The 15,797-nt window shown below is 48.5% G+C and carries 9 protein-coding genes; 7 read left to right on the top strand and 2 right to left on the bottom strand.

From position 1 onward, the window contains the following. Window positions 1-298 precede the first annotated feature (298 nt). Both QFZ48_RS00455 and QFZ48_RS00450 read right to left on the bottom strand, forming a co-directional pair. Window positions 299-1,753, bottom strand: a complete 1,455-nt coding sequence (locus QFZ48_RS00455; protein WP_429046567.1) for an APC family permease — start codon at window positions 1,751-1,753, stop codon at window positions 299-301. A 93-nt stretch (window positions 1,754-1,846) separates the two neighbouring features. After that, window positions 1,847-2,755 (bottom strand): AraC family transcriptional regulator, encoded by a 909-nt coding sequence (locus tag QFZ48_RS00450; RefSeq protein WP_429046569.1) that lies wholly within the window; start codon window positions 2,753-2,755, stop codon window positions 1,847-1,849. A 190-nt stretch (window positions 2,756-2,945) separates the two neighbouring features. On the opposite strand from QFZ48_RS00450, the gene QFZ48_RS00445 reads away from it, so the two are divergent. The 7 genes from QFZ48_RS00445 to QFZ48_RS00415 all read left to right on the top strand — a co-directional run bounded on the left by QFZ48_RS00445 (window position 2,946) and on the right by QFZ48_RS00415 (window position 15,772). Further along, window positions 2,946-5,084, top strand: a complete 2,139-nt coding sequence (locus QFZ48_RS00445; RefSeq protein ID WP_429060605.1) for a prolyl oligopeptidase family serine peptidase — start codon at window positions 2,946-2,948, stop codon at window positions 5,082-5,084. 12 nt (window positions 5,085-5,096) lie between these two features. Further along, window positions 5,097-6,818 carry a DUF885 family protein gene (locus tag QFZ48_RS00440; protein ID WP_429060603.1) on the top strand — a complete coding sequence of 574 codons (1,722 nt, stop codon included), beginning with the start codon at window positions 5,097-5,099 and terminating at the stop codon, window positions 6,816-6,818. Between the two features lie 252 nt (window positions 6,819-7,070). Beyond that, a complete protein-coding gene (locus QFZ48_RS00435; RefSeq protein WP_429046572.1) occupies window positions 7,071-10,256 on the top strand; it encodes a SusC/RagA family TonB-linked outer membrane protein in 3,186 nt (1,061 codons plus the stop codon). 19 nt (window positions 10,257-10,275) lie between these two features. Next, a complete protein-coding gene (locus QFZ48_RS00430; RefSeq protein WP_429046573.1) occupies window positions 10,276-11,847 on the top strand; it encodes a RagB/SusD family nutrient uptake outer membrane protein in 1,572 nt (523 codons plus the stop codon). Window positions 11,848-11,868: 21 nt separating this feature from the next. Next, window positions 11,869-12,540 carry a fasciclin domain-containing protein gene (locus QFZ48_RS00425; RefSeq protein ID WP_370911265.1) on the top strand — a complete coding sequence of 224 codons (672 nt, stop codon included), beginning with the start codon at window positions 11,869-11,871 and terminating at the stop codon, window positions 12,538-12,540. A gap of 12 nt (window positions 12,541-12,552) precedes the next feature. After that, window positions 12,553-13,512, top strand: a complete 960-nt coding sequence (locus QFZ48_RS00420) for a hypothetical protein (RefSeq protein WP_429046574.1) — start codon at window positions 12,553-12,555, stop codon at window positions 13,510-13,512. Window positions 13,513-13,585: 73 nt separating this feature from the next. Then, complete coding sequence (locus tag QFZ48_RS00415) at window positions 13,586-15,772, top strand: putative Ig domain-containing protein (RefSeq protein WP_429060601.1); 2,187 nt, start codon at window positions 13,586-13,588, stop codon at window positions 15,770-15,772. Window positions 15,773-15,797: the final 25 nt, after the last annotated feature.

Genomic DNA, 15,797 nt, shown 5'->3' with positions numbered 1-15,797 from the left:
TTTATATAATTCACTGGATCCCCAAAAGAGATGAAAAAAGTTGGTCTTTCACATGATCAATATGGCACGTCGTAATGCTTCGTCAGAAAAGGAATTACATGTCTACATAACATCGCATCAGTTTCTGTCAGAAAGGTAACGAATTTTGTAAATGTACATGTATAGTTTTTTGCCTGGTTATAATACTGGATTAATTATATATTAATACTTCGAAAAGGCGTAGAGGATACGCTTATAGGGGAAGGCACAAAAAAAGAGGGGGACTATTTTTTGATAGTCCCCCTGGTTGACAGATAATTTAGTAAGAAGAATCAGCGGTGGTTATATTTTCTTTTTTGATAGATGCGTTATCGCGGGTGTTGTTCCTGTTGGCAAAATAATACACGGGTATACCGGACAGCGTTATAAATAGTCCCGGCCAGGTAAATCGTGGTTTATAAACAAACAGTAGTCCGCAGAAAGCAATACCCATTAAAATATACAGCACCGGCAACACCGGGTATCCAAACGCTTTGTAAGGCCGGTCGGCGTCCGGGCGCTTCTTCCGCAGGATAAAGATGCCTGCAATGGTAAGCATATAAAAGGCCACCACCACAAAAGAGATCATATCCAGTAAGTCGCCATAACGGCCGCTGAGACACCATAAGCATGCCACGAGGCATTGTATCCACAGTGCGAAGGAAGGCACCGCAGAACGGTTTAAATCCCCCGCTTTTTTGAAAAACAAACCATCTTTGGCCATGGTATGGTACACCCGCGCACCTGCAAGTATAAGCCCGTTGTTACAACCAAAAGTGGATATCATGATCATTACTGCAATAAGTACTGTGCCTGTATTTCCCAGCACCGCCTGTGATACGGAAACGGCTACACGATCTTTTGGTGCATTTGCAATTTCTGACAAAGGCAATACGGCGAGATAGGTAATATTGGTTAGCACATAAATGATGGTGACGATCGCGGTTCCTAAAAAAAGACTTAACCCGATATTCCTCCGGGGGTTTTTTATTTCCCCGCCAACAAAAGCTACATTATGCCAGGAGTCACTGCTGAACACCGATCCTACCATGGCGGAAGCAATAGCGCCAAAAGCGGCAATGGTACTGTATGACGATATACTGCCACCTGTTGTCAGGGGATGCAGGTTCCACGCATGCTGCCAGTTGGCCTGCCATATTTCGGGTTTAATCGCCAGCAGTCCGAATATGATCAGCGCAGCCAGGCTTACCAGTTTGGTAAGTGTAAAAGTTGTCTGAATAATTTTACCTCCTTCAATACCCCGTGTATTCATATAGGTCAGTAACACAATTACCCCGATGGAAAGCAGCTGCGCAGCAGTGATATGCAGCGTTCCTGCCGACAATAACACGTTTTCTTCACTGAAAGCCGGCAGGAGGTAGGCGGTAAATTTGGCGAAGGCTACGCCCACCGCGGCAATGGTAGCCGTTTGTATCACGGTAAAAAAACTCCAGCCATACAGGAAGGCTGTCATAGGATTATAGGCTTCTTTCAGGTAGATGTACTGGCCGCCTGCCCGTGGAAACATACCACTCAGTTCTCCGTAGCTCAATGCAGCCGTAAGGGTCATAAAACCGGTGATCAGCCATACCAGCAACAGCCATCCGGCGCTCCCGGTATGACGGGTAATATCTGCACTGACAATAAAAATTCCGGAGCCGATCATGCTGCCGGCTACAATCATAGTAGCATCCAGCAACTTAATGGACGGCTTAAAGGTAGGAGCGTCTGACATAGTAGCGAATCGTAGTTTGGTTGATATTACAGGTTTATCTCCCCTAAAACTACAGTTACTTTGCTGGCAATTCTATTCGCTTTTTGATCAATACTATGCAGATTTTGTTGCAGTGCCCGGTGGCGGGTTTTCCAGCTGCTCATATTCCCGCAGGTAACTGCGGGGCGATTTGCGGGTAATACTCTTAAATACCCGGTTAAAATTCGCTATGCTGTTGAAACCACAATTGTAGGCAACAGTGGCAATACTATCATACGACCCGCCTGCCAGCTTTTTGCAGGCCTCATTGATGCGTACTTCATTCAGGAATGATACAAACGTTAATCGCGTATGTTTTTTGAAATACCGGCAAAAAGCCTGCGGCGTCATATGCGCTTCCCTGGCGATATCTTCCAGCTTTATTTCCGCATCATAATGCTGCATGATATAATTGTAGATGTACCCGATGCGGATTCCTTCCTGTTCATTTACAGCAGATAACCTTGACCCGGTGATCAGTGGCTCCAGGTCCTTAATAGTAAGGAAGAAATTGATCAGCTCCACAAATGCCAGGAACTGTGCAATGCCCTGCGACTGGTGGATTTTCAGCAACCGGCTGGATATTTCCACTACATGGGCCTCCGGTATCTTAAACCCGTTTTGCGACTGATCTATAAAAGACTTTATCTTTTTAAACTCCGGCAAGCCAAACAAGGGTCCCAGCTTGCCTTCCGGGTTGAAGAAAAGGGTAAGGGCCTGCACGTTCTTTTTATTCTTGCTGCCAAAAGGCAATTCCTCGCTCTTTAATACATGCGGCTGGTTACTGCCTATCCAGTATATTTCATTCGACCAGAAGGCATGCATATTATTTTCTACTATCAAAGTACCATGCCCATGCTGGATCCACGTAAGCTGGATTTCCTCATGACGATGGAGATGCGGGTAAAAAGCCGGCAGCCAGTCCTTTTGTGTGATAATGGTTTTATCATGCGCCACAGGTATCGTAAACTGTAATACTTTCATGCACTTACATTATTCTTTTTTTAACACCTTTGAAGAGATTGCAACCAAATTTAGGTGAAGATATGAGAACAAGTTATTAAAAAACGTTTAAAATCTAATCAATGCCTGATGTACTTTTAAAAAATAATCGGACAGGGAGTAAATATTAACTGTCCAGTATACATTTAATTATAGCGGATCAACACAACTTATGAAATACCAACGATTTCTTTACCTGGTGATTTTATGGAGCCTGCCAACCGGGCTGTTGCTCGCACAGCAAAATAAGCCAACACCTTACCTGCCTTCACATGCAGAGATATTGCAGCGATATAAAAAAGTACAGCTGCTGGACAGTATTACCCGGAAAACCATCTTCCGGCACAACGTGGAGGCCAACTGGCTGCCCGACGGGAAGTCGTTCTGGTATGTGGTTACAGGAAAAGACAGCAGTAAAACAGGTTATCTTGTGACGGCTGCCACCGGTAAAAAAGAGGTGATCACCGACACCGCAAAAATTGCGCAACTGGCTAAAGACTACCCCGCTACCCGTCCGGTGAGGCGACATGAACCCAGCCGCTGGGAGAGTTTTGCAACAGATAGCGTATCCCCGGATAAACAATGGGTCGCCACCACGATAGATGGTAACGTGTATGTACGCTCGGTAGCCACCGGCGCCCTTACACCGTTTACAACAGACGGAAAAGCCTCCGGCGACTACTATGGCGCCCTGGCCTGGTCGCCCGACAGCAAATACCTGGTCGGTTACCGCATTCACCCCGTGGAAGATTCCTCCGTGTACTACATACTCACCGACGTACCCGGTACCACCCGCGGACAACTGCGCTCGCAACCCTATAAGCAACCGGGCGATCCGTTTACCACCTTCGATATGTACCTGTTTACCCTGGCCGGAAAAACCACCGCTAAAGTAAAAACAGAACAGATCGATTTTTTTGAAGCACCGGAACTGCACTGGCGGCATAAAGACCCGCGCTACTTCCTTTATGAAAAAGTAGACCGCGGCCATCAGCGCTTCCGCGTGATAGAAGTAGACGCCACCAACGGCAATACCCGCACCATACTGAATGAAAAAACACCCTCCTTCATCTACGAATCGCGCCTTTATACCCATTACCTTCCGGAAACCAATGAACTCCTCTGGACGTCCGAAAAAGACGGCTGGCGGCATATTTATCTGGTGAATACCCTCACCGGCGAAATTAAAAACCAGGTAACAAAAGGTGATTGGGTAGTCCGGGATATAGACAGCGTAGATGCAAAGAAAAGAGAGATCTGGTTCAGGGCAGGTGGCAGGAACGCGGGGGAAGATCCTTACTTTCTCCATTACTACCGTACAGACTTCAGCGGTCAGCACCTGCTGGACCTTACCCCGGCCACCGGTAACCACCAGGCAATCTTTTCTCCCGATAAAAAATATTTTATAGATAAATACTCACAGGTAAACGTGCCACCGGTAAATGAACTGCGCCGCACGTCCGACGGGAAACTGATCACCGTGTTGGAAAAAACAGACGTGAGCGGCTGGGAGGCTATCGGCGTGCCTTTCCCCGTACCTTTTACGGCGAAGGGCCGCGATGGCAAAACAGATATCTGGGGGGTAATGTGCCGGCCAACGGATTACGACTCCACGAAAATGTACCCGGTAGTGGAAAATATCTATGCAGGTCCGCAGGATGCGTTTGTACCCAAGAGTTTTATGAGTTATTATATCGATATGCAAAGCCTGGCTGATCTTGGATTTATTGTAGTGCAGATCGATGGCATGGGCACCGCCAACCGATCAAAGGCATTCCACGATGTATGCTGGAAGAACCTGGTTGATGCAGGTTTCCCGGACCGCATTCTCTGGATCAAGGCACTGGCCCAAAAGTATCCTTTTGTGGATACCTCACGGGTAGGGCTATACGGAACTTCCGCCGGCGGACAAAACGCACTGGGCGGGCTGCTCTTTCATCCCGAATTTTATAAGGCAGCAGTGGCTTCCTGTGGCTGTCATGATAACCGGGTGGATAAGCAATGGTGGAATGAACAATGGATGGGATACCCGGTAGGCAAAGAATATGAAGAACAATCCAACGTAACCAATGCCGGGAAATTGCAGGGGCGCCTGCTGTTGATAGTGGGAGAGGCCGACACAAACGTGCCGCCGGAATCTACTTACCGCGTGATCAACGCATTGATTAAAAAAGGAAAGACCTTCGAATTCCTGCCGGTACCCGGTATGGGGCACAGCGACGGAGGCCCCTACGGACGAATTAAACGCCGCGATTTCTTTGTAAAAAGCCTGTTGAATATTAATCCGCCTGACAGAAATATAAACGAGTAAAATATGCCTCTTTTGAAGAAATTATACATGCTCCTCGCCTGCGTGCTGCTGCAGCAGGCAACAGCCTCCGCTCAATCTGCGGATAATGACCTGTATCTCCAGACCAGCGAAGTGAATAACATCATGGTGCAATATGATGCGGATGCCGGTAACCTGCGCCGGTTTTACTTTGTAGACAGCTCGCCGGAAGGGTTCACCCGCATGACCACCCTGGTAAAAAGCTACCAGCAACGGCTGGAGCAACTGAACTATGCGGGGCTTAATGTAGGCGCCCAGGTAGATTACACCCTGTTTAAACGCCGGCTTTCACAAACAATGGAGGAACTGTTACTTGCACAACAGGAAAGCGCACAGGTAAAAAAATGGTTTCCCTTTGCCGATAAAATTTACAAGGTAGAGCAGCATCGCCGCCGGGGGGAGAAACCCGATGCAGCGGCACTGGCCGCCCAGCTGAGCGAAACAGCCAGGGAGATCATCAAAAAAAGACAGCAGCTGGAAGGCGACAGCTCGCTCACGCTGCCGCAGATCCGTCGCGGTATCTCTACTCTGAGAGGCTTACGGGAAGCTTTGGGAAATGTTTTTGCTTTTTATAACGGTTATGATCCGCTGTTTTCCTGGTGGGTGCCTGCTCCCTATAAACAGGTGGACAGCCTCCTGAAAACATATAGCACTACTTTCTCCAATAAAGAAAAAAGTACCGCCCGTATGCCCGACGATGGCAGTGGTATTGCCGGTCACCCTATCGGAAGAACCGCGCTGATCAAAGGACTGCAGGAAGAAATGATTCCTTATACACCAGAGGAACTGCTGGCCATTGCCAATAAAGAGTTTGCCTGGTGCGATGCGGAAATGGAAAAAGCCACCCGAGAAATGGGATTGGGAACAGACTGGAAAGCAGCCATGGAGAAAGTAAAGAACAGTTACGTGCCCCCGGCAGATCAACCTGCTGAGATGGTGAAGCTTTACAATGAATCCGTGGATTTTATAAAGCAACACGACCTGATCACCCTGCCACCGCTCGCGGAAGAAACCTGGCGCATGATTATGATGACACCGGAGCGGCAGCTGGTGAACCCGTTCTTCACCGGTGGAGAAGAGTTTAGTGTATCCTATCCCGTTAGCAGCATGAGCCAGGAAGACAAAATGATGAGTATGCGTGGTAACAACCCGCACTTTTCCCGCGCCACCGTTCACCATGAACTGTTGGCAGGGCACGCCCTCCAGGAGTTTATGCAGAACCGCTATAAAACATACCGCCATTTTGAAACGCCTTTCTGGATCGAAGGATGGGCCCTGTACTGGGAACGGTTGCTATGGGACCAGGGATTTGCAAAGTCGCCGGAGGACCGCGTTGGTATGTTGTTCTGGCGTAAGCACCGTTGCGCGCGCATTATCTTCTCTATTAACTATCACACCGGTAAGTGGACGCCGCAGCAATGTATTGATTTCCTGGTAGACCGCGTAGGCCACGAGCGGGCAAACGCAGAAGGAGAAGTACGCCGTTCTTTTGTTGGCGGTTACAGCCCGCTGTACCAGATCGCCTATATGATTGGCGGATTGCAGTTTGAAGCGCTGAAGAAAGAACTGGTAGACAGTGGTAAGATGTCGTTCAAACAATATCATGACGCGGTGCTCCGGGAGAATATGATGCCTGTTGAAATGCTCCGGGCCATCCTGTTGAATAAGCCTGTGCCAAAGGATTTTACCTCCAGCTGGCGTTTTTACAAATTATAATCCTGCGGGGAACGTCTCCGTTGAGAGATGTTCCCCTTTTCCCTCCTTACCAGTTAAAATCAGCAACCTATCAGTTAATTTCCGGGAAGTAATATCCGGTCCTTTTAGATAGATTTGTAATAACAATTGTCAACAATACAATTAAAATAAATCAACCGGAATAAAATCTTATATCTAGTCTACGCACTGTGTGCGGACCTGTAACATCGTATATCAACCAGAATTTTTTCAACACTGCTTAAACCTAATCCCATGCAAAAAATTGTCATGGCCTTTATCGCCTTATTGGCGGTCTTACCATCTGTTGCCCAGAACGTAAAAGTCAGCGGCAAAATTACAGATGAAAGAAGTGGGCCACTGCCCGGCGCCTCGGTCAAAATTAAGGGGAACTCCCAGGGGGTAGTTACGGACGACAAGGGGGAATTTTCCCTGGCAGCGCCACCTGATGCTACTTTAGAGTTCAGTTTTATCGGCTATCTTAAACAGGAACAGAAATTAAAAGGCCGCACACATCTCAGCGTAGTGCTCACCGCTCAGAGCGGCGCACTGGGAGATGTAGTGGTGATCGGCTATCAGACGGTGAACCGGCGTAAAGCTACTGCTGCCGTTTCCAGCATCAAAGGAAAAGACATTGAAAACATTCCTGCCGGTAGTTTTGAACAACTGCTGCAGGGACGCATGGCCGGCGTAAATGTGCAGAACTTCACCGGGGAACCCGGCGCGGCACCCACCATCTCCGTGAGGGGTAATACCGCTATCGGTACTTCTTACCAAAGCAATCAGTATAAAATATTAAACAAGCCACTGTATGTAATTGATGACGTACCGCAGTTCAACGATGATATGGTGGGACCGGACATTGGTACCGGTACCAACAATATCGCCGGTTTGAACCCCAACGAAATAGAATCGGTTGATGTGCTGAAAGATGCGGCTGCCGCGGCTGTGTATGGCTCCCGTGGCGCCAACGGCGTAATCATTATCAAAACAAAACGTGCCCGTACCGGTGCGCCGCGCTTCAGCGTGTCGGCCTATGGCGGTTTAACGCAGATCCCTAAACTCCGCCAGATATTGGTGGGCGCGGCAGAACGCCGCGAAAAGATCCGCCTGTATGATGATGCGTTTGAAAATAACTACGACAGGCTGACGCATAAAAATCTCATCATGACAGACAGCCTGAACCCGGATCTGAATAAGTCGACCGACTGGCAACGCTTGTTTTACCGCAACGGATTTGTGCGGAACGTGGACTTTAACGTATACGGGGGAACGGAGTACAATACTTATCGCCTGTCGGCCGGTATGTACATGGAAGATGGCATTGTGAAAGCCTCGGGATTTAAACGCTATACGCTCAACTACTCCTCTTCTATACGTACCAAAAACGGTGCGCTGGAAGTCGTACCCAATATCCGGCTGGCCCGCATGGAAAGAGGACGCGGTTCCGGCAGTGCAGATCTTTTTGGAGCAGTAGGACAAAGCATGCCCTCCTCCCTGTTTGCACCGGATGAAAACAGCTTGCAGCGCGTATTAGGACGCTATTCCAGTAATATGGATATCAACACGGATAACCAGGTAAATGGCGATATCTCTGTGCAGTTACGGTTATCCAGCCAGTTGTCGTTCCGCTCGCGTAACTCAGTGTCGATGGTAATGAGCCGCCGCGATGTGTCGGTGCCGGGTGAACTGAATTCAGACCTTGGTAACTCTGCTTCCTCTAGCAGCGGGTTGCAGCAAAGTTATACCACCTCTAATGACCTGAACTGGAACGCTGTATTTGGAAAAGGAAAGGAACACACCATCAACGCCATTGTAGGGCAGGAAGTACAGTACAGCACTTACCAGAACACGTATGCGCGCGGCGATCGCGGCGCCAGTGACCAAATCCAGGTAGTGAATGGTTTCCCGCAGGGACCTTATCTGTACGGCAGTTCGTCCTACGCGGCCTTTGGTATTCTCTCCCTGTTTTCAAGGGTGAACTATGATTATAAAAGTACCTATCTCTTTTCCGCATCCCTGCGTGGTGATGCTGCTTCCAGCTTCGGACCGGATAATAAATGGGGGTATTTTCCCGCTATCTCAGCAGGCTGGATGATTAGTAATGAACCTTTTATGCGGCGTTATTCCAGCTGGTTGTCCATGCTGAAACTGCGCGGTAGTTATGGCGTGCTGGGTAACCTGCCTGGCGATTATTATTTGCAGTATAGTCTTTATAACGTAGGCGCCGCCGGGTATAACGGCAGCGGATTGAGCCCCAATACATACAACGGTGCGGTAACTATTACCCCGCAATTCGGTTCTGGTGGCGTAGCGCAGAAAGATATCAGCTGGGAAAAAACCGCCAGCTGGAACGGTGGGATAGAGGCAGAACTGATGAATGGCAAATATTATTTCAGTGCCGATGTATATGTGAAGAATAGCAAAGCGGGACTCATTGATATGAACCTGCAAAGTACTACCGGTATTGCCACCGCCAAAACCAACGGTGCACAATTACGCAATTCCGGTATTGATATCAATTTCCAGTTCAGGAATGTGATGCCGGAGAAGAGTGCATTGCGTTGGGAAATCATGTGGAATGTAAGTATGAATCAAAACCTGGTGGTAAGTATGCCTAACAACAATCGTGATCTTACCTTTGGCAATTTGTTTAATACCACGCATATCCTCACCCGCGGAAAAGCAGTGAATACTTTCTACCTGCTGAAAACACTGGGCGTATACGCTACCGATGATGATGTGCCGACTGACAAATACACCGGTAAGAAATTCCAGGTGGGGGCAGTGAATGATCCTGCTGCCAATAATCCTTTCAGAGCCGGAGAATTTATTTTTGCGGACCTGGATGGCGATGGTATTATCGATGCCTTTAACGGAGGTATCACAGGAGATAAAATTCCGTATGGCAATCCTAATCCTTTCCTCACGGGTGGTATTACGCAAAATTTTTACTGGAAGAATTTCACCTTCGGGTTCCTTTGCACTTTCACGTTTAAGAGAGATGTGCTGAACCTGTATGAGTCGGATACCTATGGCCGCTACGGCTGGGATGGTTCCGGTAACGAGTTCTCCAAATATGCGGTGTCAGATCTTTCTTCCATGAATATCTGGCGTAAGCCCGGTGATAAGGCCCAGTATGCAAGAATGGATATCGGTACTTACCGCTATTACTATCGTGCCGATCAAACTTTCTTCCTGGAGAAAGGTGATTATTTCAGGATCAAAAATGTATCATTTGGCTATACCCTCAAAGAAAAGGCCCTGAAGCCGCTGCATTTGAACCGCCTGCGGTTTTATGGCCTGATGGACAATGTGTATATGTTCCAGGCTTCCAAAAGATTACCGGATGCAGAAAATGTGAACCCTTACGGCGAGTATAACGGTGTCGGCTATCCGAGCCCGCATAAATATACACTGGGCATTGATGTAGGATTTTAAAAACAGCTAAACACTTTTTATGAAACGGACTTTTATTATCATCATTATAGTGGCAGCATTTTTATCGGGGTGTAAGAAAATGCTGAACCAGGAGCCAAAGGATACTACTTACGAGGAGAAATTCTGGAAGTCGGAAAATGATATGAAGAAGGCATTGGCAGGCGCATACGCTTCGCTGCGCGCCAATATGCTTGAGCAGGATTACTTTCATAACCTGGGCGACATGACGCTGGGTGATCAGTTTATCATCATCAGGAGCGGACCCTATTTTTCCAACTCCGACTGGAACATACAGGTGGGTAAATTTGAAATGAACTACCTGGATGTTTTCCGGAACTGGTCGAGGTTTTACAGCACTATTCTTCAAACAAACCTGATACTGGAAAAACTGCCACTGGTACCGGACGATACCTTCCTCGATGATCCGGAAAAAGGCCGGAAAAACATCGCCGGACAAACTCTTTTTATCCGCTCCTATGTTTATTTCCAACTGCTCCGCACCTTTGGCGATGTACCACTGGTGTTAACACCGGATCCTGATCCTATTGCCAACAAACCACTGGCACGTACAGACAAGAACCTGGTGGTGCAGCAAATCCTGAATGACCTGGATTCGGCCGCCAACTGCCTGGATATGGCATATGAAGTGGAGTCCAACAGGGGCACAGTGCCTAATAAAGCTGCGGTGATGGCGCTGCAATCCCAGGTATACCTGTGGCGCGCCTGCGTGATCAAAAAGCCGGTGTTTGAGGCCACTCCCGATATGGCCGATGTAGCCAAAGCTTCCGCACTGGTGGAAACTATTATTGGCAGTGGGTTATACGGCTTACCGGCTCCCAACGGGAAGATAGACAGCATCCAGTATGCAAAGGCATTTACCGGTAACACCCGCGAAAGTATCTTTGAATTATATACACGGTATGCTTATAACGAAGGTTCCAACAACCTGATGCCCATGAAATTTTTAAGGATTCCCGTCCTGGCAAAAGCAGACTGGAGCGACCTGCTGCTGGGCAACAGCTTCGTTGGTAACCTGTATCCCCGCATTATTCAAACGGGACCTAATCCGGAGGATACACTACCTAATACGGATATACGCAGAAGCTTGTTTCTATATGATGCAGACGGCGCCCAACCCATCTTTACAAAATACAGTAACATTATCTATAACAATCCCAATCAACAGGCGGAACCTTACCTGGATAACAATGTTTCCCTGATCCGTTATGCAGATGTGCTACTGAACCGCATGGAAATTGCCGTGTATAAAGGACAACTGGGAGAAGCCTATTCGCAGCTGCGGAGTTTCCGCCGCTCGCGCAACCTGCCACAGATGGACTCTGCAATGTATGTGAGCGAGTCGCCGCTGAGTTACAACAGCCTGCTGGATGAAATCATAACGGAGCGCTCACGCGAGTTGTTTATGGAAGGCCAGCTGTATTTTGATGATGTGAGAATGAAGCGGTCGATGGTTCCCTGGCTTACGCCCTCCAGGTACAACCAGGAAGGCTTCCTGCTGCCGCTGGATCCCGCGTTGTTCAATAACAACAGGTTGCTGGTACAGAATAAATACTGGGCAGGTAAAATTTAATTTTTATCCAAATTATTCATCATGAAGATCATTCATCTGTTACTCGGATCACTGCTGATCCTGGCAGCATGTAAAAAAGATAACTACCTCGTTAATGAAGGTAATACTGACGTGGAGAGGATCAGGAAGATGTCGACCTACGATTTCCTGAAGGAAAGTAAAGTGCTGGATACCGTGGTAATGCTGATTGACCGCGCCGGTATGAAAGACGAGATCAACGGCGACATCACCTTCTTTTCGCCCACTAATTTGGGTGTGACCAGTTTCCTGGCGCAGCAAACACGCGCTATCCAAAGGAAGTATAATAATGAGAACATCAAATTCACATTGGATAGTTTGACGACAGACAGTATTAAGTTCTTCCTGCGACGGCATATATTCAAAGGCGTACTTGATAAAAAAGCTATGAGCTATACGAAGAAGAGCTTCACCAACATCAACAGTGAGGGTAATTATTTCCTGCTGCTGGAGAAGTATTATATCGATGTAAGCGGTATCCGTTCAACTACTAACAGGATACAGATACGGCGGGTATTCGGACTGGCAGATGAAGACGTACCGGATGGTACCGAGAACACAGAACCTGATTTTTACGCGTATGTGCAAACTTCTGAAGTGCGTACTGCTACGGGTATGGTGCATGTATTAGAGGCCAACGCCAACATGGGATTTTACATTTACAGGGAAAACTAAAATAAGATGACTATGAAATATATCTTATTCGCCATCATCGCATTTGTATTGATGAATACGGCATGTAGCAAAGTGGAAGAAGGTTTTCTGAGCGATGGTATCCGTTACAAAAGCCCGGAGATATTCATTCCGAAGGGGATTACCGCCCGCTATCCCGGTATTTTATTTGATGGATCCACACCACCGGTAAAATTTGAAATGCTGGATATACGGCCGGTGGGCGGTGGCAAATTGCCGGCGGCATTTAACACCAGGTACCCGGTATGGGTATTTAAAGATAAAATGTCTTTTGACCCGGATACCGATACTACCATTGCTCTTTTACGCGCAAAACAGGACAGTTTGCAGGAGTTGCCTTTTGAGTTTAACCCGGTAAACGGCGGATTCCTGTTTAAATCGCCTTCCGCCTTTATTCCCAATGGGGTGTATGAGTTTGATGTGAAGGCAACGAATGTAAACGGGAGCAGGGTATACCAGAATCTGGCCCGGCTGCACATTGAAGATCCGGAGTATATCCGTATGACGGAAGTACCGGTGATCCCCGGTTTCGACTCTGTTACCAATACTTTCCCGGGTGAGATGAAAGGAACGATGGAATTAAAACGTGTATCCGCTACCGGTACCAAAGTGATGTTGAAGATCATGGATAAGAACGGCAAACTGTTTAATCCGAAGAACGGAGAAGTGATTACCCGTGGTGATCGTCCCTCTTTTGCTTCCTATGCGAGGTTTAACCCGGTGATTGTAACAGATACAGCACTGATCACAGACTATGCCATCGCTCCTTATCCGTCCAAGCTGATCCCGGGTTATGTAAATTACCTGATCTATTACCGCATTCCGGCGTGGTTTATTAAGATGGATGGCGCCGCTGCCAAAGCCTGGGCAGCCAATCCACGGTTTGGTTTCCAGATACTATTTGAAGGCAGCTATGAAGTGACGATAAGAATGCCTAACGTGACGAAGTTATAAGTAACTAAAGAAAGACACAATGACCGGGTGTAAGAAACATAGATGGTTTATAGTATTAATGATCTGTTTTGCTTTGCCTGCCATAGCCCAGCATCCTGATGCCCTGATGTTGAAAGGAGCGGCGTTTGCAACAGGCGACTCCCTGCAGTGGGCTGCACCAGGCTACAACGACCGTCACTGGAAGCGGATAAAAACCGGTGAAGTGTGGCAGTCGCAGGGATTCCCGGACTATCACGGATATGGCTGGTACCGTATGAAGGTGATGATTTCCCGCAGCCTGAAGCAGCAGGCTGCCTGGAAAGATTCATTGAGGATTTATCTTGCGCATGTAAATGATGTAGATGAAACCTGGCTGAATGGCGTGCGGGTAGGGCAAACCGGTAGCTTCCCGCACGACGTGGGTGGTTATGTCAGCAAGTGGCCATACATCCGGGAGTATCATATTCCGGCTTCAGACAGCGCTATCCGCTGGGACGCGGAAAACGTGATAGCTGTAAGAGTGTTTGATGGCGGTGGTACAGGAGGGATCTTTATGGGCATACCTTACGTGGATCTGCTCCGGAAAATTGATGGTATCCGGCTAACGCTGCCGGAAGACCAGATTGTGTTCCGTGATAAGAAAACATCGCTGCCAGTGAAATTGACGAATGTGTTCAATACTACGGTAAAGGGTACACTCCGCAGCGATATATTTGATATAGCGGCCGGAAAAAAGATTGCGAGCCATGTGGAGGCCATGACACTTACACCCGGCTCAAAAAGCGCGTTTATCATGGAGGCGCCTCACAGAGCGGGTATCCGTTTACGTTATTGCTTCACAGAAACGGCTACCGGGCATCAGCTAAAAGGAGAACTGGACGTGCCTTACCTCCAGACCCCGGCGCCTGCGCCTGAACCGCGGATTAACAGTGCCCCGGTGTACGGTGTTAGTCCGGGTGCGCCCGTCATTTTCAAAGTGGCGGCCACCGGAACAACACCGCTTCATTTCAGTGTATCGGGGCTGCCGGAAGGGTTAACGATCGACAGCGTCCATGGCGTGATTACCGGCGTGGTAAAAGAGGCTGGCAATTATCGTATAGTTGTTACTGTGAGTAATGCATTGGGAGTTGCTACACAGTCGCTGCTGCTCAAGGCAGGCGCTGTTATTGCATTAACGCCGCCAATGGGATGGAACAGCTGGAATTGCTGGGGACTCAGCGTGAGTGAGGAAAAAGTAAAAAGCTCTGCCCAGGCGCTGCTGGACAAGGGCCTGGCCGATCACGGCTGGAATTATATCAATGTTGATGACGGCTGGCAGCAACCCCGGCGTGCTGCCGACAGCAGCATCCTTCCTAACGGAAAGTTTCCCGATATGAAAGGGCTGGGCGATTGGCTGCATAACAGAGGATTGAAATTTGGAGTGTATTCTTCTCCTGGTCCGCTTACCTGTGGCGGATTCCTGGGCTCTTACCGGAATGAGGAGAAGGACGCCGCCACCTATGCCGGCTGGGGAATTGACTACCTTAAATACGACTGGTGCAGTTACGACCAGGTGATGCCCGCCGATACCAGCCGGGAAACGTTCATTCACCCGTTCCGTGTGATGCAGCGGGCCATCCGGAAGTATCCGCGTGATATTGTGTATAACCTGTGCCAGTACGGACTGAGGGAAGTGTGGAAATGGGGTTCCCAGGTGGATGCACAAACCTGGCGCACGACAGAAGATATTGATGATACCTGGGAAAGCATGGCTGGCATCGGCTTCGGACAATATCCACTTGAAAAGTATGCCCGCCCCGGTAACTGGAACGATCCGGACATGATGATCGTAGGGCAGGTGGGCTGGGGTGAAAACCTGCATCCCTCCCGGCTTACACCGGACGAGCAATATACGCATGTTAGTTTATGGAGCTTGCTGGCCGCACCGTTGCTTATCGGGTGTGATATCAGCAGGATAGATACTTTTACGCTTAACCTGCTTACCAATGATGAAGTGCTGGCTATCGACCAGGACACGCTGGGTATGGCTGCGGGGCGACGTATAGCTACTGCGCACTATGAAGTATGGGTGAAACCGCTGGCTGATGGGAGTAAGGCGATAGGTATTTTTAATAAAGACCGGCAATACCGCCGCGTCACCGTGCCGTGGAAAGATATCGGTATGCCTGCACGGCCACAGGCAAGGAATGTATGGACCCAGCGGAACCTGGGAGCTATTCCCGTTGCCTACACCGCAGATATCCCCCCGCATGGGGTAGTGCTGCTTCGCTGCAGCGACTAATAATCGGTAAATTGATAGCATAGTT

The sequence above is a fragment of the Chitinophaga sp. W2I13 genome (assembly GCF_050434005.1).
GTDB lineage: Bacteria > Bacteroidota > Bacteroidia > Chitinophagales > Chitinophagaceae > Chitinophaga.
This window is presented reverse-complemented; position numbering and strand designations above follow the sequence as displayed.